Origin of the sequence: Halobacillus sp. A1-3 (assembly GCF_050971765.1) — a bacterium.
Classification (GTDB): Bacteria; Bacillota; Bacilli; order Bacillales; family Halobacillaceae; genus Halobacillus; species Halobacillus mangrovi_B.
In genome coordinates, this window is sequence record NZ_JBPCEO010000009.1 from 1 (window position 1) to 19,291 (window position 19,291).

Annotated in this window: 19 protein-coding genes and 1 riboswitch; of the genes, 15 read left to right on the plus strand and 4 right to left on the minus strand. The window is 41.2% G+C overall.

The annotated features are described in order from the left end of the window. Positions 1 to 116: 116 nt before the first annotated feature. The 4 genes from ACRYKC_RS15620 to ACRYKC_RS15635 all read left to right on the plus strand — a co-directional run bounded on the left by ACRYKC_RS15620 (position 117) and on the right by ACRYKC_RS15635 (position 1,919). The gene (locus tag ACRYKC_RS15620; protein ID WP_433807969.1) at positions 117 to 308 is read left to right on the plus strand and encodes an SE1561 family protein; all 192 of its coding nucleotides are present in this window, start codon (positions 117 to 119) and stop codon (positions 306 to 308) included. Next, complete coding sequence (locus ACRYKC_RS15625; RefSeq protein ID WP_433807971.1) at positions 305 to 922, plus strand: hypothetical protein; 618 nt, start codon at positions 305 to 307, stop codon at positions 920 to 922. Before ACRYKC_RS15620 ends, ACRYKC_RS15625 begins: the two co-directional genes overlap by 4 nt. After that, positions 922 to 1,374 (plus strand): GNAT family N-acetyltransferase, encoded by a 453-nt coding sequence (locus ACRYKC_RS15630; RefSeq protein WP_433807973.1) that lies wholly within the window; start codon positions 922 to 924, stop codon positions 1,372 to 1,374. Before ACRYKC_RS15625 ends, ACRYKC_RS15630 begins: the two co-directional genes overlap by 1 nt. Positions 1,375 to 1,466: 92 nt before the next feature. Further along, on the plus strand, positions 1,467 to 1,919 hold the full coding sequence (locus tag ACRYKC_RS15635; RefSeq protein WP_433807975.1) for an OsmC family protein: 453 nt from the start codon (positions 1,467 to 1,469) through the stop codon (positions 1,917 to 1,919). A 29-nt stretch (positions 1,920 to 1,948) separates the two neighbouring features. On the opposite strand, the gene ACRYKC_RS15640 is transcribed toward ACRYKC_RS15635, so the two are convergent. After that, the gene (locus ACRYKC_RS15640; RefSeq protein ID WP_433807977.1) at positions 1,949 to 3,613 is read right to left on the minus strand and encodes a glycoside hydrolase family 13 protein; all 1,665 of its coding nucleotides are present in this window, start codon (positions 3,611 to 3,613) and stop codon (positions 1,949 to 1,951) included. 380 nt (positions 3,614 to 3,993) lie between these two features. On the opposite strand from ACRYKC_RS15640, the gene ACRYKC_RS15645 reads away from it, so the two are divergent. The 10 genes from ACRYKC_RS15645 (at position 3,994) to ACRYKC_RS15690 (ending at position 15,789) form a co-directional block, all read left to right on the plus strand. After that, the gene (locus ACRYKC_RS15645) at positions 3,994 to 5,463 is read left to right on the plus strand and encodes a flavin monoamine oxidase family protein (protein WP_433807979.1); all 1,470 of its coding nucleotides are present in this window, start codon (positions 3,994 to 3,996) and stop codon (positions 5,461 to 5,463) included. A gap of 144 nt (positions 5,464 to 5,607) precedes the next feature. Further along, a riboswitch (FMN riboswitch) is annotated at positions 5,608 to 5,759 on the plus strand. A gap of 152 nt (positions 5,760 to 5,911) precedes the next feature. Then, entirely contained in the window at positions 5,912 to 6,985 is a 1,074-nt protein-coding gene (ribD, locus tag ACRYKC_RS15650) for a bifunctional diaminohydroxyphosphoribosylaminopyrimidine deaminase/5-amino-6-(5-phosphoribosylamino)uracil reductase RibD (RefSeq protein WP_433808355.1), read from the plus strand. A 2-nt stretch (positions 6,986 to 6,987) separates the two neighbouring features. Beyond that, complete coding sequence (gene ribE / locus ACRYKC_RS15655; protein WP_433807981.1) at positions 6,988 to 7,638, plus strand: riboflavin synthase; 651 nt, start codon at positions 6,988 to 6,990, stop codon at positions 7,636 to 7,638. 16 nt (positions 7,639 to 7,654) lie between these two features. Next, entirely contained in the window at positions 7,655 to 8,848 is a 1,194-nt protein-coding gene (locus tag ACRYKC_RS15660) for a bifunctional 3,4-dihydroxy-2-butanone-4-phosphate synthase/GTP cyclohydrolase II (RefSeq protein WP_433807983.1), read from the plus strand. 15 nt (positions 8,849 to 8,863) lie between these two features. Then, on the plus strand, positions 8,864 to 9,331 hold the full coding sequence (ribH, locus tag ACRYKC_RS15665; protein ID WP_433807985.1) for a 6,7-dimethyl-8-ribityllumazine synthase: 468 nt from the start codon (positions 8,864 to 8,866) through the stop codon (positions 9,329 to 9,331). Between the two features lie 116 nt (positions 9,332 to 9,447). After that, positions 9,448 to 10,944: a cryptochrome/photolyase family protein gene (locus ACRYKC_RS15670; RefSeq protein ID WP_433807987.1), complete on the plus strand. Its 1,497-nt coding sequence runs from the start codon at positions 9,448 to 9,450 to the stop codon at positions 10,942 to 10,944. A gap of 244 nt (positions 10,945 to 11,188) precedes the next feature. Then, entirely contained in the window at positions 11,189 to 12,430 is a 1,242-nt protein-coding gene (locus ACRYKC_RS15675; RefSeq protein WP_433807989.1) for an aminopeptidase, read from the plus strand. Between the two features lie 380 nt (positions 12,431 to 12,810). Continuing rightward, positions 12,811 to 13,827, plus strand: coding sequence for an acyltransferase family protein (locus tag ACRYKC_RS15680; protein ID WP_433807991.1), 1,017 nt, complete (start codon positions 12,811 to 12,813; stop codon positions 13,825 to 13,827). A 397-nt stretch (positions 13,828 to 14,224) separates the two neighbouring features. After that, complete coding sequence (locus ACRYKC_RS15685) at positions 14,225 to 15,049, plus strand: GNAT family N-acetyltransferase (RefSeq protein WP_433807993.1); 825 nt, start codon at positions 14,225 to 14,227, stop codon at positions 15,047 to 15,049. Positions 15,050 to 15,135: 86 nt separating this feature from the next. After that, on the plus strand, positions 15,136 to 15,789 hold the full coding sequence (locus tag ACRYKC_RS15690) for a type 1 glutamine amidotransferase domain-containing protein (protein ID WP_433807995.1): 654 nt from the start codon (positions 15,136 to 15,138) through the stop codon (positions 15,787 to 15,789). A gap of 49 nt (positions 15,790 to 15,838) precedes the next feature. On the opposite strand, the gene ACRYKC_RS15695 is transcribed toward ACRYKC_RS15690, so the two are convergent. Next, entirely contained in the window at positions 15,839 to 17,191 is a 1,353-nt protein-coding gene (locus ACRYKC_RS15695) for a YjiH family protein (RefSeq protein ID WP_433807997.1), read from the minus strand. A gap of 202 nt (positions 17,192 to 17,393) precedes the next feature. On the opposite strand from ACRYKC_RS15695, the gene ACRYKC_RS15700 reads away from it, so the two are divergent. After that, on the plus strand, positions 17,394 to 18,362 hold the full coding sequence (locus ACRYKC_RS15700) for a YbgA family protein (protein WP_433807999.1): 969 nt from the start codon (positions 17,394 to 17,396) through the stop codon (positions 18,360 to 18,362). 2 nt (positions 18,363 to 18,364) lie between these two features. On the opposite strand, the gene ACRYKC_RS15705 is transcribed toward ACRYKC_RS15700, so the two are convergent. Continuing rightward, positions 18,365 to 19,102 (minus strand): fructosamine kinase family protein, encoded by a 738-nt coding sequence (locus ACRYKC_RS15705; protein ID WP_433808001.1) that lies wholly within the window; start codon positions 19,100 to 19,102, stop codon positions 18,365 to 18,367. After that, the gene (locus ACRYKC_RS15710; RefSeq protein WP_433808003.1) at positions 19,089 to 19,232 is read right to left on the minus strand and encodes a hypothetical protein; all 144 of its coding nucleotides are present in this window, start codon (positions 19,230 to 19,232) and stop codon (positions 19,089 to 19,091) included. Before ACRYKC_RS15710 ends, ACRYKC_RS15705 begins: the two co-directional genes overlap by 14 nt. Between the last annotated feature and the right edge of the window lie 59 nt (positions 19,233 to 19,291).

Genomic DNA, 19,291 nt, shown 5'->3' on the forward strand with positions numbered 1-19,291 from the left:
TTTAGTGGGGGAGGATGGGTATTGGACTAATTTGAAAAAAATTAATGCCTGTTAAAAGTTTCCTTGTCAGAATTAAAAGGGTAAAATGAAGAAAAAAGGAAAGGGAGGGGAAGACGATGGGGAAAGCTGCAAAGCATCCGTCCGATCAATTTCATTACATAAAAAACCGGGTCAAAATGCTTAACCAGGTGGTATCAACCATGGACGCAGACGAGGTGGATATTGACGATTTCAATAGAGTACTGGATATGATCCAACAACTTCAAATAAAGATGGAGCGCTTTAAAAAAGACTGGGATTCGGAATGACCAGAAGAGTCATTCTGGCGTTTATATGGGCAGCTTTTGTTCTTTATACATGGACAGGAGCTCCGTCAGGTAATGAAGGTCACTTGCAGCAGCTGATCGCAATGGATAATCCCGATCCTTTATTGCTCGCTGTATTTAGTTTACTCGGAATTTACCCTTTGGCTTTTGCTATTCTCATTTTAAAGCATGATAAAAGCCGTCTTCCTGCCTGGCCATTTGTAATAGGTTCTTTCATGCTTGGAGCGTTTGCTTTAATGCCCTACTTTTTCTTATCTGCAACTCGAAATGAGCGATCTAACCGTACACCTATGTGGCTGCTGCTATTCTTACAATCAACCCTTCTTCACCTTGTTCTTTTACTTGGCTCTTTCAGCCTTATCATTCATGGAATTGTGAGTGGCAATTTTTCGATATATGCAGACGCCTTTACAACCTCTCAGTTTGTTCACGTCATGACTATTGATTTTATAGTTTTGACGGCATTAAGTATGTTTGTAATTGGTTGGGATCAATGGAAAAATTCCAATAGACGATCCTGGTTGTGGATGGGGATGGTCCCGGTCATTGGCCTCATCGTTTATATTTTGCTTACTAGAAGGAAGGAGGCGGGATAATGGAGTTGAGTCCAATGCCTCAAAAGGATGCAGAAATTATTGCATCTTGGAAATACCCAGAGCCTTATAGCTTTTATGATATGACAGCAGACGAAGAGGACTATGAGGAATTCATCCATTATGAAAAAAGAAGTCATCATACCTATAGCGTGTATGGGAATGGAGAATTGATCGGTTTTTTCACTCTTACTCCTATAGATCGTCTCACGGTTGATATTGGACTTGGTCTTCGGCCAGACTTGACGGGGAAAGGATATGGGGGGACCTTTTTGGATGAAGGTATTAAATTTGCTAAGCGACACTACAGAGCTGATCATTTCACACTGTCAGTCGCTGTGTTCAACAAAAGAGCAATAGAGGTCTATCTACGGGCTGGTTTTCGTGAGCTTTATACATTTTTACAAAAAACAAATGGTAGTGAATATGAATTCGTGAAAATGAAGAAGCCTTGAATAAAGATAAAACTTAAACGCTCACAAACAGAAGACTTCAATTTTAAATAAGAAATTCTTAAAATAGATGATAGAAAAGGAGGTTGGTTAGAATGGTCTTACATCATTTCCATCTAAAAGCCGACTGGCCTGGTGGCCGCAATGAAGTTGGTTATATCGAGTCAGATAAATTAAAAACGAAGATTTCCATACCGAAAGAAATGGATGGACCGGATATCGGTACAAATCCTGATGAGATGCTGCTTGGAGCTGCCGCCACCTGCTATATCATCAGTTTAGCAGCAATGATAGAGCGGGCAGGTTTGCCACTTGAATCGATGGATATGGATTCAGAAGGCATTGTCGACGTGACAGATGGTGTTTTCACCTATAAAAAAATCATTCACAAACCACAGGTTTCTCTTAAGAGCGAGGCGAGTGAAAAAGATCTTAGAAAACTGAAGCAACTTGTAGAAAAAGCAGAAAAGAGCTGCATGATTTCGAAAGCCATCCAAGGAAACGTGGAGTTGGAATTAGAAGCAGATACGAAAATTGCAGAGAGATAAAAAAGGCGCGGCTATGAGGCCGCGCTCTTTTATTTGTTTTTTAGTAAATATACTCTTGCTTCGAATGGCTTTAGTGTGAAGCGTGTAATATCTTCATGATTTTCAGTTTCATAGTTTTCTAAAATCAAATCACCACTGGAAAGCTTGTGGATGGATTCGAACTCAGCTTTTTTATCGGTTAAGTTTGTAATGACTAGTGCCATCTGGCCAGCTAATGTCCGAGTATAAGCATAAATTTGCGGATCATCCTTTAGAAGTAAATCATAAATGCCGTAAGTAAAGAGATCGTGTTCCTTCTTCAGCTCAATCATTTTCTTATAGTGATTCAAGATAGAATTCGATTGATGGAGCTGGTCCTCTACATTGATCTCCTTATAATTAGGATTGATTTTCATCCAAGGCGTACCGCTTGTGAAGCCGGCATTGGTGTCACTGGTCCATTGCATAGGTGTACGGCTGTTGTCTCTGGATGTCGCCCACAGGATTTCCATGATTTCGTTGTGCTCAACTCCTTGGGCCTTCTTCTTCTTATATAAGTTCTTAGCTGCTACATCATCATAGTCTTCTATTGATGGAAAGGCAACGTTCGTCATTCCAATCTCCTGTCCTTGATAGATGTATGGCGTTCCTTGCATAAAGAAGTACATTGTTCCTAGAGAAGTCGCGCTTTCCCGCCAGTACTCCTCATCATTACCCCAGGTGGATACGACACGTGCTTTATCATGATTCTCTACGAACAGAGCATTCCATCCATCTGTTTCCAGTGCTTTCTGCCAGCGGGTCAGTGTTTCTTTCAATGCTACAATATCGAGCTGTTGTTCAGCATCCTTATCCCAAAGATCTAAATGCTCGAACTGAAAAATCATATCCATCTTACCATTTTCTCCAACCCATAAGTCTGCTTCGTCTGCACTGACACCATTAGCCTCACCAACTGTCATGACTTTGTAGTTGGCATACGTCTTTTCTTTGAATTCTTGTAAGAATGTGTGGATGCCTTCCTGGTTCATATGCATATCAAAGGAAGATACATAGTCTTCTTTGTCGGGGTTCGGCATATCAGGGAATCCTGGGCGCTTTTTAATGTGGCTGATCGCGTCGATTCGAAAACCATCAATTCCTTTTTTCAGCCACCAATTGACGGTTTCATAAAGTTCATTACGGACTTCCTCATTCTCCCAGTTCAAGTCAGGCTGCTTAGTTGAGAAAACATGGAGGTAATATTGATCTGTTTTTTCATCATACTCCCATGCGGAACCTTCGAAGATACTCTCCCAGTTGTTTGGCTCTTTACCATCTTTTGCGTCGCGCCAAATATACCAATCCCGTTTTGGATTGTCCTTTGATTTTCTTGACTCGATGAACCATGGGTGTTCATCACTTGTATGGTTAAGGACTAAATCGATAATTAATTTCATGTCACGCTTGTGAACTTCTTTTAATAGACGGTCGAAATCTTGCATCGTGCCAAATTCTTCGAGAATGTCTTTGTAATCTGAAATGTCATAGCCGTTGTCGTCTTTCGGTGACTTGTACATAGGACAAATCCAGATGAAGTCCGCACCTAATTCCTTAATATAATCCAACCGGTCGATCATCCCTTGAAGATCTCCGATGCCATCCCCGTTTGAATCTTGGAAACTTCGTGGATAGACTTGATATCCTACTGCTTCTTTCCACCATACTCGTTTCACATGAACCCCTCTTTTCCTAGTTATGATGTGAGCTTTTATCCCTGCCACGGTGTTAACGTTACTCCCATTGTACATGATAAGAATGAATAATCAGAATTAACAAACAAATAATGCAATCGATTGCGCATTTAATAACAGTTATTTAATTATACTTCTAATAATATCCATCTAATATATGATGCTAGATTAGATGGATAAGTGTGCAAGCGGTTTCCTTGAATATTTACATAGTAGCTGATTTTTACCCTTTTGACAATACTATTCACATAGGAAAGAGGATTGGCAGATACAAATATCTAAAGAGTGAAGGAGAATGATGCTCACCTGAATGCTTTCGATTACTTCTTTAACATATAAATGTTTTAGAAGGGGGCGGTAAGATGAGAGGGCATGGAAATAAAAATTTAAGTTACCCAGATCAAATGCTTACTATTATAAGAAATGGTCTGCCAAAAAAGCTACTTCCTAAGAAAGTATTGATCATTGGGGCGGGGATGGCCGGCCTTGTTTCAGCATCTTTATTAAAGGAAGCAGGTCATCAAGTGACTGTCTTAGAAGGCAATGATCGTATAGGTGGTAGAGTTTATACAGTTCGGCACCCTTTTACGCTAGGTAATTATCTAGATGTAGGGGCAATGAGAATCCCTGATAATCATAAACTGGTCTTAGAATATATACGACGTTTTCAATTGCCTCTAAACCCTTTTATCAATTCTTCACCTGTTGATTTAATCTTTGTCAATCATGTTCTAACAACGAGAAAATCATATGAGGAAAGCCCAGATATTCTAAACTTCCCTGTTAATGAAGATGAAAAAGGTAAGACAGCCACAGAGCTCTTTCTTGAAGCTACTCAGCCATTTCTGGAGCTTTATTCAACTAGTTCTCCTGAAGAGCAAGAGAGGCTAATAAAAGAATACTCCAATTATTCAATGGGGGAGTTCCTTGAATTTAATCCCATTGGTAGACCCCTGTCGCAAGCTGCAATAAGGAGTATAGGGGTTATGCTTGGACTTGAAGGTTTTCCGGAGTTTTCATTTATGGACATCTTGACCGATATTATTTTTCCTATTTTTAGTAAATCAGTGAGTTTTTTCGAGATTGATGGTGGTAACGATCAGTTACCTTTGTCATTCACGAAAGAATTAAATCAAGATATACAATTAAATCGGAAAGTGGATAGAATTTATCAGGATAAAGGTGGGGTAAGAATACAAGCAAGAGACCCTGTCGCTGGCGGATGTCACCATTATGAAGGGGATTATGCCATTGTGAGTATCCCTTTCCCTGTCTTTCAATTTATAGATGTGTATCCTTACCATTCAATTTCCTTTGAAAAATGGCAAGTCATTAGAGAAATTATCAACCTTCCAGCTGTCAAAATTGGAGTGGAATTTAGGTGTCGATTTTGGGAGAAGGCAGGAGTAGGAAATGCCATTACCGATTTACCTTCAAGATTCTCCTATATCCCAAGTCATGGAATAGGTTCTAGTGGACCTGCGGTTCTATTAGCAAGTTATAGCTGGGGGCAAGATGCCATTCTTTGGGCTAGTGTTCCACACGAAGAAATGGTCCGTCAATTACTCGAAGACTTGGCTAAAATATACGGGAATATCGTATATAAAGAATTTATGCAGGCCTATTCATTTAATTGGAGTCTAAATCAGTATTCGGCTGGGGCCTTTACACTTTTCCTCCCGGGACAGGGTGAAAAGTTTACCGAGACCATACGCCAGCCTGAAGGAAGACTTCACTTTTCAGGTGAACACACATCTTCCTTTCATGGATGGATAGAAGGAGCAATAGAGTCAGGAATACGAACTGCATGGGAAATTAATGAAAGAAACTGAATGTTAGGTTGTTTCATTCATTTTCCTTTATTTAAGTGTCAGGGTCTTTATACCTTTTCTGTTTTCGGAAATTGTTTTATCGAAACCAAATGAATTGCGTGTTTAGCGCATTTCATATATATTTATAGTAATACAACTGAATATAGAATCCTTCGGGGTCGGGTGAAAATCCCAGCCGGCGGTAATGAACAGTTTGTTCCGAGCCCGCGACGGGGAGTGAGTGTGAAGCACCATTCCCCCTGATTTGGTGCATAGTCCAAAGCCGACAGTGAAAGTCTGGATGGGAGAAGGATGTGGAGAACGTAAAATAAGGTACATTTTGTTACACGTGTACCCTTTATTCGTTATACAAATTTTTGCGTTTATATAGGACCCTGGAGAAGTATGCCTTCTTCAGGGTTATTTTTTATATAAGGAGGTGAAGTGGTTGGACCGTGATAAGCGATACATGTCGATGGCAATTCAAATGGCGAAAGAAACTGTGGGACAAACGAGTCCTAATCCGTCCGTAGCTGCAGTTGTGGTTAAAGACAACCAAGTGGTCGGACTGGGGGTTCATGTGAAAGCAGGAGAGTATCATGCAGAAGTCCACGCACTGCAAATGGCTGGAGCAAAAGCGGAAGACGCAGAAATTTTTGTCACACTAGAACCTTGCAGTCATTACGGAAGTACACCTCCGTGTGCAAAAGCAATCATTGATGCAGGAATTCGCCGAGTAGTTATTGCTTCCAATGACCCAAACCCAAAAGTTTCAGGACGCGGCATTGAAATGATGGAGCAAGCGGGAATTGAAGTGCGAACAAACGTCATGAAAGAAGAAGCAGATGACCTGAACCGATCTTTTTTTCATTTCATTCAGACAAAAGAACCTTATATTCGTTTGAAGTCTGCCATGAGCCTTGATGGGAAAATCGCTACTTCTACAGGAGAAAGCCAATGGATCACCGGTGAAGAAGCCAGGAGAGACGGGCATTGCTATCGTCATCAATCAGATGCCATTTTGGTCGGGATTAACACAGTTCTCGTTGATAATCCTAAGTTGACTACAAGGATAGAGGGCCGGGGGTCTCACCCAATCAGGATTGTGCTTGATACAAAATTACGAATCCCACCTTCAGCTCAATTGATACAAAATCAAGAAGCCCCGACTTGGATTTTTACTGGAAAAGATGTCTCTCAAGCGGAGATCGATATTTTCAAGCCGTATCCGCATGTGAAAATTTTCGCATTAAATGAAGAGAAGATTCGCGTAGAAGAGCTTGTTTCATATCTTGGTGAACAAAAAGTGACTTCTGTTCTCGTAGAGGGCGGGGGTACCATTGCGGATGCTTTTGTACGTGCAGGCAAAGTTAATGAAATCGTGACATATATTGCACCAAAACTCATTGGAGGAAAAGACGCTTTAACTCCTGTGGGAGGAGAGGGTGTCAAACAGCTTAAACAGGTGGAAGCCTTTGAAATTCTATCCACTGAACAAGTCGGGGATGATATAAAGATCATCTCTGTAAAAAGGGAGGAGTAACCTTGTTTACAGGTATTATTGAAGAGATAGGCAAGCTGAAGTCCGTTAAAAGCAAAACGGAATCATTAGAAATACAAATTACTGCAAAAGATATTTTGACAGATGTGCATCTTGGGGACAGTATTTCCATTAACGGTGTATGTTTGACTGTGACAGCTTTCACAGAAAGCACAGTTGCTTTTGATGTTATGCCTGAAACGTATCGTGCAACGAATCTCCAGAGCTTAAAGCAAGGGAGCCCTGTGAATTTAGAACGGGCAATGGCTGCTGGCGGTCGATTTGGAGGTCACCTAGTATCCGGTCACATCGATGGAACTGGAAAGATTGTGTCAAAAAGACCCGAATCGAATGCCGTTTATTATGAGATTGAACTGCCAGAAGAACTTATTCATTATTTTGTTTATAAAGGTTCCATTGCCGTTGATGGAACATCCTTAACCGTATTTGGAGTAGAGGACCAGCGTGTAACTATATCCTTGATTCCACACACGATGGAACATACGGTGCTTGGTGAAAAAGAACCAGGTGACTCAGTTAATATCGAGTGCGATATGATTGGAAAATATGTCGCCCATTTCTTAAGTGGAAAACAATCTGACAAACCTCAATCAGCGATTACAAAGCAAATGCTAGCTGATAACGGTTTTGCATAAAAGAAGGTGAGACGAGATGTTTGATTCAATTGAAAAAGCGATTGAACGTTTGAAACAAGGTAAATTAGTTATTGTATGTGATGATGAAGATCGTGAAAATGAAGGAGATCTTGTCGGTATTGCGGAATATGCAAGCACTGAGATGATCAACTTTATGATTAAGTACGGAAGAGGACTTGTCTGTGCCCCAATTACAGATCAGGTCGCTCATGATTTAGAGTTGTTGCCGATGGTCGATGATAACACAGATCCAAATAAAACTGCTTTTACTGTTAGCGTTGATCATAAGGATACAACAACGGGGATATCAGCGGATGAACGTGCGCTTACAATTCGGGAAATGTTGAACCCTGAGTCAACGGCTAGTGATTTTAATAAACCAGGTCATATTTTCCCACTGGTTGCTAAAGAAGGCGGAGTGTTGCGCCGGGCTGGTCATACAGAGGCATCTGTTGATTTAGCTAGATTATCAGGGGCACGACCAGCTGGAGTCATTTGTGAAATCATTAAAGACGATGGAACGATGGCAAGAGTACCAGACCTAAGGAAAATGGCAGATGAATTTGACATTCCGATGATTACCATTGCCGATCTTATTCAATATCGCCATAAAAATGAGAATCACGTAAAGCGGGATGTAGAGGTGAAAATGCCGACGGAGTATGGAGACTTCCGCGCAATCGCATTTACAAATGACATCGACTTTAAAGATCATGTGGCTCTTGTTAAAGGGGAGATTAACCCTGATGAACCAACGTTAGTCCGTGTACATTCGGAGTGTCTGACAGGTGATGTGTTCGGTTCCTACCGCTGTGACTGTGGCCCACAGCTTCATAATGCTTTGAGACAGATTTCTGAACATGGAAGCGGAGTATTGCTTTATATGCGCCAGGAAGGCCGTGGAATTGGATTAGTAAACAAACTCCGTGCCTATAAACTTCAAGAAGAAGGGCTGGACACAGTCGAAGCGAATGCAAAACTCGGATTTGGACCAGATCTCCGTGATTACGGCGTTGGGGCTCAAATATTAAGAGATTTAGGGATTTCTAAGCTGAAATTGCTCACTAACAACCCAAAGAAAATTTCCGGACTTGGCGGTTACGACTTAGAAGTTGTTGAGCGAGTACCTATCCAGATGAAATCACGTAAAGAAAATGAACAATATCTAAGAACGAAGCAATCTAAAATGGGACATTTATTCCACTACTAGAAAGGGGACAGAAAAATGGTAAAAACATATGAAGGTAATCTGGTCGGAACAGGATTAAAAGTAGGAATTGTCGTCGGCAGGTTCAACGATTTTATTACAAGCAAGCTTCACGGAGGAGCTTTGGATGCGCTCAAACGCCACGGTGTCGACCAAAAAGACATTGAGGTCGCTTATGTACCAGGCGCTTTCGAAATTCCGCTTGTAGCTGCAAAAATGGCGAACAGTGGGAAGTATGATGCGGTCATTACGTTGGGAGCAGTTATCCGTGGATCAACTCCACACTTCGATTATGTCTGCAATGAAGCAGCTAAAGGCGTATCACAAGCTTCCATGCAAAGCGGTATTCCTGTGATCTTTGGAGTTATTACCACAGATACTATTGAACAAGCAATTGAACGCGCGGGAACAAAAGCAGGGAACAAAGGCTGGGAAGCTGCAACGGGAGCCATTGAAATGGCCACATTAATGAAGAACTTCGAATAAAACAAAGCACCTGCCGAAGGGGATCCTCCCCTTCGGCAGGTTTTTTATGTCCATTTCAAAAAACTGTCACCTCAGGTCATCCAGATTCTGGATGACCTGAGGTGACAGTTTTATCCATGTACTTATTCAGATGGGCTGCAATGGTTTATGTCCTGTGGCAAAAAGGAATGATGGAGATAGAGGAAGGTGATGGTATGGCGACACGAGCAGTATGGTTCCGCCGTGATTTACGACTGAACGATCACACAGCGCTTGCGCAAGCGTTAGAACATACAGAAGAAGACGATCAAATCCTTTTAATGTTCCACATTCACCCTGCGCTAAACAAAGCATTCACCGTCCGTCATGATTACTTCTTTCAGACCTTGGAGTCCCTCGTGAATGATGCGAAGAAACTTGGAGCTCCGATACATTTTCTTGAAGGTGAATTGAAGGAAGCTTTTCAACAATTGATAGAAACCATTAAAATCGATTCTATATACTTCAATATAGACGAGACAGGATTCGGTTGGCAACGCGACCAAGAAGTTCTTGAATTTCTCAAAAAACAAGACATCAAGACTTACACCTTTATAGATCACCACCTTCATGGAGCGGATGAAGTCACAAAGAAAGACGGGGGCTATTATAAGGTTTTTACTCCCTATTATAAGAGTTGGAAGTCACTTCAGAAGCCGGCCGTTCAAAAAGTTGATCATGATTTACTAAGAAAGACCGCGATCAAGGAGACGTCTGCTTTTGGTACCAAAGCCTATGAGTCCTTAATTTCAAAGACGAATCAGACGTTTGAAGGTGTAGGGGAGCAGGATGCCGATGACCGGCTGAACCAGTTTTTAGATGCCGCGATTTACGATTATCATAAGGAAAGAGACTTTCCTGCAATCGATGGAACGAGCCAAATGTCGAGATTTTTACGAACGGGCGCGATTTCCATTCGAACTGTTTATCATCAAATCCATGAGCAAGTTGACTTCAGAAAAAATACAGAAGGCGTAGAAACTTATATTTCTGAACTTGCCTGGCGTGATTTTTACAATATGATCTATCATTTCTACCCGAACGCTTCAGACGAAGAAATGGTCGAGAAATATAAAGGCTTGCAGTGGAACAACGACGAAGATATATTTGACCGATGGAAACAAGGGCAGACAGGGTTTCCGCTTATTGATGCGGCGATGAGGCAGTTAAACGAAAGCGGCTGGATGCACAATCGTCTTAGAATGGCCGTTGCCTCTTTTCTAACAAAAGATTTGCTAATGGATTGGAGAAAAGGGGAGCGCTACTTCGCTGAAAGGTTAGTGGACTATGATCCTGCTTCTAATATTGGCGGATGGCAATGGGCAGCTTCAACAGGAACAGACCCGGTTCCTTACTTCCGCGTATTTAACCCTACAAGACAGTCAGAACGATTCGACCCTCATGGACGTTTTATAAAAGAGTGGGTTCCGGAGCTTGAAGATGTACAGAAAAAATACATTCATGATCCGAGTAAAATGCCTGAGGAAGAACAGGAGAATGTAGGCTGTACCATTGGCAAAGATTATCCTGAACCTATAGTGAATCATAAAACAATGCGCGAGCGCGCCATCGAGATGTTTAAAGAAGAAAAGTAAGCTGCGGTAGTTAGCCCCTGCTTACTTTTTAGTATGAAGTTTAGGATACTCATTCAAATCTCAAGTCTCTCTTGTGAATTTTTTCTTTCCTCCCCGATCATTTTCATCCTCAGACTTAAAAGGAAAGATTAGCAAAAAATAATGCCTAATATCGATGAGAATGAATGCTCGTTGGTTATAACTAGGAATGCTGTGAAATTTGTGAAATAATAATGTTGGACTAACTAGTTTTGGAGGGTTGCAATTGACTACGCATCAAAAACAATTAGAAAAGTATGCAGATTTAGCACTTCAAAAAGGCGTGAATTTACAAAGAGGGCAAGGTTTGATCATCAATGCTCCGATTGATGCGGCGGACCTTGTTCGTATTATTTCAGCAAAAGCCTATGGAAAAGGGGCAAAAAATGTTCATGTGGAATGGGGAGACGAAGTGCTCACCTATTTGAAAATGAAAAATGCACCTATGAAAGTACTCGAGAGTTTTCCGAAGTGGAAAGCGGAGGGGCTTGAAGAAATGGTAGCTGATGGTTATGGTCTTCTTTCTGTGTATGGACCGAACCCCGATCTATTAAAAGATGTCGACTCTGAACGAGTGGCGAAAGCAAACAAAGCGAGTGCGGAAGCATTGACGAATTATCGTGACTACATCATGAACGACAAAACGACTTGGAGCATCATTGCTTATCCTCAACAGGCTTGGGCGGAAAAAGTTTTTCCAGAAGCTTCAACAGAACAGGCCCAAAAAGAATTATGGAAACAGATCTTCCATATCACGCGAATTGATCAGGAAGACCCGACCAAAGCTTGGGAGGAGCACAATGAAAAGCTGAGACAGGCAAGAGAATATCTGAATGAAAAACAGTACAAAAAGCTGCATTACAAAGCGCCTGGCACAGAGTTGTCTATTGAACTTGTAGAAGACCACATTTGGCACGGCGGCTCTACGGAATCAGTGGATGGCGTAGAATTCAATCCGAACATGCCGACAGAAGAAGTATTTACTATGCCTCATAAATACGGTATCCAAGGAAAAGTTTCAAGTACAAAACCGTTGAACTACGGTGGGAATTTAATTGAGAACTTTACACTCACATTTGAAGACGGAAAAGTCGTTGACTATTCTGCAGAAGCTGGTGAAGATACACTGAAGCATTTACTGGAGACAGATGAAGGGGCGAAGCGTTTAGGAGAAGTTGCGCTCGTACCAAATGAATCTCCGATCTCCCAATCAGGACACATTTTCTTCAATACCCTTTATGACGAAAATGCTTCCTGCCACTTAGCATTAGGAAAAGCTTATCCAACAAACATTAAAGATGGCTCTTCCTTCAGTAAAGAGCAAATGGACGAGCACGGGGTGAATGATAGTCTTATTCACGAAGATTTCATGATGGGATCTGCAGAGCTTGATATTGACGGCGAAACAAAAGATGGAGAATTTGAACCAATTTTCCGTAAAGGGTCTTGGGCGATCGAGTTTGAATAAAACAGATAACTCCTTTATGCGTAAGCATAAGGGAGTTTTTCTTCTTGGCTATAAATATAAAAACTCTACTTGGGATATTTTTGCCTGGACAGTGACAAATGGCTCCTGCGCCCAGCGTCTCTCGACATGAGCAACCCGACCTGAGTAAGGAAAAACCACCTTCATCCAGCTGTTTTGCTTATCTTCTCGGGTCTCACAAACCACTTGCGCTTTTATTCTCTAATTACAACGTGGAAACACTACGTGACAAAATGGTTACAGTTTATTTAAAAAGCAATAAAACGTACATAACAAGGGTATATTTATGTTAAATAAGAGAGAGGAAGTTATTTAACTGAAGTGCAATTTATATTATTGAAAAAGATAAAGGGTGAAAAGAAATGAAGCGGGACGCTTTTTTTGATAACGCCAAAATAATGCTCATATTTTTAGTGGTCTTCGGCCATATGATTCAGCCGTTCACGGATGGCTCTAGACCGATGTACACCCTCTATACATGGATTTATACTTTTCATATGCCTGCGTTTATTTTTCTAGCAGGCTTCTTTGCTAAAGGTTCGGGACATAAAGATTACATTCTGAACTTGGCTAAAAAATTGATTCTACCATATCTGATCTTTCAACTTGTTTATACGGGATACTTTTTCTTTATCGGAAAAGATGGATGGCTAAGCGGGCCATTTTATCCTCATTGGTCCTTATGGTTCTTGTTTAGCTTGTTCTGTTGGCATATCCTGTTGTACTGGTTCAAGAAAATTCCTCCGATTATCGGGCTTGCGATTGCCATTGAGGTTGGAATTGTGATTGGATACGTAAGTGATATCGGACACAGCTTTAGTCTTTCACGGACATTCGTATTCTTTCCGTTCTTCTTAGCGGGATATTGGCTGACAAAGGAACAGGTACAAAAATGGAGAACAAGACGTTTGAAAGAAGTAAGCCTAGTATTTATGGCTGTGATTGCAGGATTAATTGCTGCTTTTCCTGAATTCAGCTCAGGATGGCTGCTTGGATCAAAATCGTATGAAGTACTAGGGAGCCCTGAAATGGGTGGACTATTCCGTCTGGGCGTCTATGTCCTGGCCGTCCTCATGACCATTAGTGTACTGGCATGGGTACCAAGCAAGGAATATAAATTCACTTATTTAGGTGGAAAAACGTTATACGTTTACCTGTTACATGGTTTCTTTATCCAGTTTTTCAGAGAAGCTGGCTGGTTCAAAGTCAATACAATCCTTGATGTGGTCGGTTTAGCAATTGTCTCGGCTGCGATCGTTTACTTGCTATCAAGCAGTGCAATTCAGACACTGACTCAACCAGTGATAGAAGGCCGCACACAGTTAATGAAAAAATGGTGGCAAAGAATCTCCGGTAAAAACTCAACCTTACAATCATAAAAATTAAGCGTGAGCCCACAAAGGCTCACGCTTTTTTCTATACAATTGCCTATAAAAATATATCTAAATTTAGAATGTATGGAGTCCATGACTGCCCTGACAACACTTAAGATTAGTTAAAGGGATTACAACTATTCTATTAACTAAACAGTGGTAAGGTGTGTAGAGAAATCATGAGACTCCTGCGGAGAACGGGCCAGGGGAGATTCCGGAAGGCTATTGCCTGAGGAAGCTTCCCGTCTCGCCCAAGGAAAGCGAGTGATTTCTCAACACATCTTCCTCTAACTTGAGTAACAGGATAGGTATTGACCCAGTTGGGGTATTGTGAATTAAATACTCCTTAAACTGAATATCAACTAAATAATTTAATATAATGATTCAAAAAGGAGGAGCTTTAATGAACGTCAAATCAATGATGAACTGTTCCTTTAAAGATGCCATAAAAGCCTGGAATGAGGGATTCCAAGATTACACGGTTGACCTCACTATGAATGTAGAAGGATTTATAAAAATGATGAGCACAAAACGACTTTCACCAGAGTATTCTGTTTTAGCTTATGACGAAGGAAAACCCGTTGGAATTATACTCAACAGTATCCAGCCACTACAAGGAATCCAAACCGCTTATAACGGTGGAACCGCTGTCCATCCTGATTACCGGAACCTTGGCGTAGGGCAAAGGTTAATGGAAGCTTCGCTGAGTGTTTATGAAAAAGAGAAGGTTTCCAATGCTAGTTTGGAAGCCATTTGTACTAACAAACCAGCGATTCAGCTTTACAAAAACAATGGGTACATAATAAAAGATCATCTAGACACCATTGAACTAGATAAAGGTACGTTTAAGCAGGAGCGTGATCTAACGTTGAAACTGGTCACGTATGAGGATTGCAAGGAAAACATATCTCAACACTTTCAAGTAATGCCATGGCAGAACAAGGTTGATTTTATAGATGAAAGAGAAATATATCAATTTTCGCTGGGAAGACAGCCTATAGGGTATGTACTTTTATCAAGAAACAAGGATCGTCTGACTTTATTTCATTTACAAGCCGTTAGAAAAGATAAAAGTGACTATGAACGAATGTTAAGAGCATTGAACCATCAATTTAAAGAGTACAGAGTCGTGGCCTTTAATACACCTCAGTCTTATGAGGTGAACGAAGTGTATCATAAGCATGCTTCGCAGAAACTGGTCGAACAAGTATGGATGGAAAGATCCTAATAAAAAATGGGTAAAATTCGAGTCATAGCCAATAATAGGAGGGAGATTGGATAGGAGTGTGATTGGGCATGACCAAAAAAATACTTATGATAGTAACAAATGCAGATAAGCTTGAACAGCACGATACAGGTCTATGGCTTTCAGAGTTTGTCGAGCCGGCTACTGAGTTCAAAGAAGCTGGCTTTGAGGTGACGGCCGCCAGTATGAGCGGAGGAAGAATTCCAATTGATCCTAACAGCTACAGCAATGAACTGCCTAGGGTTTGGGATGGAGTAATGGAACCGATTCATGATACGCCGCGTTTATCAGAAATCAACCCAGAAGATTTTGATGGGATATTCTTTTGCGGAGGACACGGGACGATGGTGGACTTCCCTAATAACGATACGATAGAGGAGATCCTCAGACATTTTATAACAGAGGATAAAATGATCAGTTCCGTCTGTCACGGTCCATCAGGATTTATAGGAGTGACAGATCACAATGATCAGCCTTTTGTGAAGGGAAGAAAAATGACTGGTTTCACGAACGAAGAAGAAAAGCAGACTGGACTTGAATCCGTAGTGCCTTTTTCTTTGGAAGATCGACTTAGAGAAGAAGGGGCAGTATTTGAAACAGGTGAAGCATTCAAGGATCATGTCGTTGTTGAGCGGAATCTCGTTACAGGGCAGAACCCTCAATCGAGTTTGAGCACAGCCCAGGCGGTCATTGAGCAATTTAAAACCGCTAAGCCCGAGTAATCCGGCTTAGCGGTTTTCGCGTTTTTAACGCATTTTTCATAGGCGGGTCTTAAAAAATAAGGTGAGCGACAAGCGTGATAATCGGCAGCGTAATGATCGTACGCTCAAGGAAGATAATAAATAAATCCTTTAAGTCAACAGGAACTTTTGACCCTAGAAGCAGGCCGCCGACTTCAGACATATAAATTAATTGAGTAACAGATAGACAAGCAATAATAAATCGCGTCATTTCACTTTCAATGGACGCCCCGATAAGAGCTGGAAGGAACATATCCGCAAAACCGACAAGAATGGTTTCAGATGCTTCCTGAGCGTATGGAACTTGCATGAGCTCAAGTAGTGGAATGAACGGTGTGCCTAACCATGAGAAAAATGGTGTGAACTCAGCAATGACTAGCGCAATTGTACCTAGCGCCATAACGATTGGGGCTACACCCATCCACATATCGAGGATATTTTGTCCACCTTGCTTGAAAAATTCTTTTACTCCAGTCGATTTGCTGCCTTGTTCTACAGCTTTTGCGTATCCATAAGTGAATACGTTGTGGTGACCGGGAACTTCTTCATTATCATCATCCGCTTCTTCTGTAACGTATGTGTTCGCTTTTCGAGAAAGAGGTGGAATTCGCGGCATAATTAAAGCAGCAACAAAGCCAGCCAGTGCTACAGTTAGATAAAAGGGAATAAACATGTCTGCTAGCCCGACTTCTGTGATAACAACTAAACTGAAGGTGATAGAAACAACAGAAAAGGTTGTCCCAATAACCGCTGCTTCACGTTTTGTATAATAGCCTTCTTCATATTGCTTACTCGTTAATAGAACCCCGATTGTTCCGTCTCCTAACCAGGAGGCAAGGGAGTCAATGGAGGACCGCCCTGGAAGCTTGAAGAGAGGACGCATGATTTTTGTCAAGACAACCCCAAATAGTTCCAGTAAACCGAAATTTAATAATAGAGGCAAGAATAATCCGGCAAAAAGAAAAACGGCAAAAAGTACATGCAGAAGCGAATCTAACAATAATCCACCCGTATTCTCCGAGGTGATTGCCTCAGGTCCAATTTGAAAATAGACCATAATAGCAAAAATCATTCCTAAGACACGTGTAACCACCCATACAGGAGGAACATTAAATAAGGATTTGAAAAATGGGGTGTTGTTCAGCCTCTCTGGGCCAGCCAATTTAACCCAAACTGTCCCGATAGCAGTGATGGTAATTATGATGGTCATGATCAGAGAAAGCTGACCTGCCAGCCATGTTTCTACCCATCCAGCTAGAATGGCGATCGGGATGGTAACGGAACCGTCATCCCCTATAATCGGGTACATGAATAAAAAGACACCAATTAAGGATGGGATGATAAATCTTAAATGCGATGATAGTTTAAAATCTCTAGCTTTCATCCAGAACATCTCTCCTGACTCTCTATTTTTATTTATAAAAATTTAAGAATAAATATGCAACGTTATATATTTTAGTATGTTTTTCAACAAAATCCAATAGGAAATTTGAATGTTTGCGCTTTCTCATGTTTATTCGACTTTATTAAAAGGAATTCCTGCCTATACTATGAGATTTGTTTGATAGGAAAAAGGAGTGCTGTTGGTGAATGATTTTCCTGTTCCAAGAGTCGTAGTCAGTCGATGTTTAGAGTTTGGAGAAGTAAGGTATAACGGGGCTGTCATTCCCGACAAAGCCGTTCAGCGAATGCGTCCTTATGTGGAGTTCATTCCTATTTGTCCTGAAGTGGAGATCGGCCTAGGTGTGCCCAGGGATGTCATACGGATTGTAGAGGGAGAAGAGAAGCAGTTAATTCAACCGAAAACAGGAGAAGACCTTACTGAGGAAATGAAGAATTTTTCAAAAGGATTCTTAAGCCAATTGTCGGATGTGGACGGATTTTTATTAAAGAACCGATCGCCTACTTGCGGAATGCATGATGTGAAGGTATATCAGAGTGAAAAGAACTCTCAAGTTGTGGGTAAGACTTCAGGCCTATTTGCTAATGAAATCCTCCAACAATTTGGGGGGCTGGCTATTGAAGAAGAAGGAAGGTTAAAGAATTTCACGCTGCGTCATCATTTTCTCACAAAGTTGTTTACATTAGCTTCTTTCAGACAAGTGAAAAAGCAGGGGAGATTGCAAAACCTGCAAGCTTTTCATTCTAGAAACAAATATCTATTCATGGCTTATCATCCAGGCATCCTTAAACAAATGGGAAGGATCATTGCTAACCATGACAACCACCTCTTCAGTGAAGTGATCGAATATTATAAAGAACGTCTTTACAAACTGCTAGGTAAGCCGGCAAAGCCAAGTGCCCATGTGAATGTCTGCCAGCATATGGCCGGTTATTTTAAGAAAGAGCTGAGCCCAAAAGAAAAAGAAGGGTTCCAATCCCTTCTTAAACAATATTCCGATGAAAAGGTTCCTTTAAGTGCTGTGTTGAGTGTGCTCCATTCATGGGTAGACAGATTTGATAATTCTTACTTGCAGAGGCAGACCTATTTTGAACCTTATCCACTTGAGCTCGTGGAAATCTCAGACTCAGGAAAGGGAAGAGCTTATTCCTGAGTCTATCCTACGTATCTTTTTAAAATACTATCTACACTTGAACCGTAACTCTCGCCGAACATATTTAAATGGACAAGCAAGTAAAACAGCTGGTAAAGAGGTTTTATATCTTCGTAATGGTCGGCTAGGGGAAACTGTTCTTCATACTCTTCGTAGAATGTCTTAGGAAATCCACCAAAAAGTTCAGTGAAAGCTATTTCGAAAGCGTGATCACCATATAGAACAGACGGATCAATTAAATAAGGTTCATGATCTTCCCCTGTCATCCAGTTTCCTCCCCATAAATCTCCATGCAAGAGAGAGGCCTCTGGGTGTGCGGGCACCCATTCTTCCAAACGATCTAAGAGCTTTTCGAGTCTTTCCTGCCGTATTTTTGGCAGGCGATTTAAGGATTTAGCATAATCCATCTGCTTTTTTAACCGATAGGTACGGTAATAGTCGACCCAAGAAGAGGTCCAAGAGTTAGGTTGATCTAACTTACCAACAAATGTTGGGGAGCCAAAACCGTATTTTTGCGCGGTTTGCTGATGCATATGAGCAAGGTTATGCCCTAATTTTCTAGAGGCATCACTGCGACTTGGATTAACCCAATCCATAGCAATCATAGCTGCTTCGCTATTTTCCGGTTCGTCATAATGATAGACAGAGGGTACTTTTACTGTGTTGGTATCTTTTATCAATTGCAATCCTTGCGCTTCTGCCCGGAAGAAGTGGGGAGGAACTTGTTCATTTCCTTTCATAAAAATACTGATGATTCTTTGTCTCTACATAATAAGAGCGGTTAATGTCTCCACCGCTGACTTGCCTGACCTCTTTGATGGAGGAGTCGTCTTGGATTTTGCGAAGCGTGCGTTGGATTATCTCTTCCATAAAAGGAAAAACCTCCTTGCTAAATCTATTTCTAAATCTTCAATATAAAATGAAGGTCA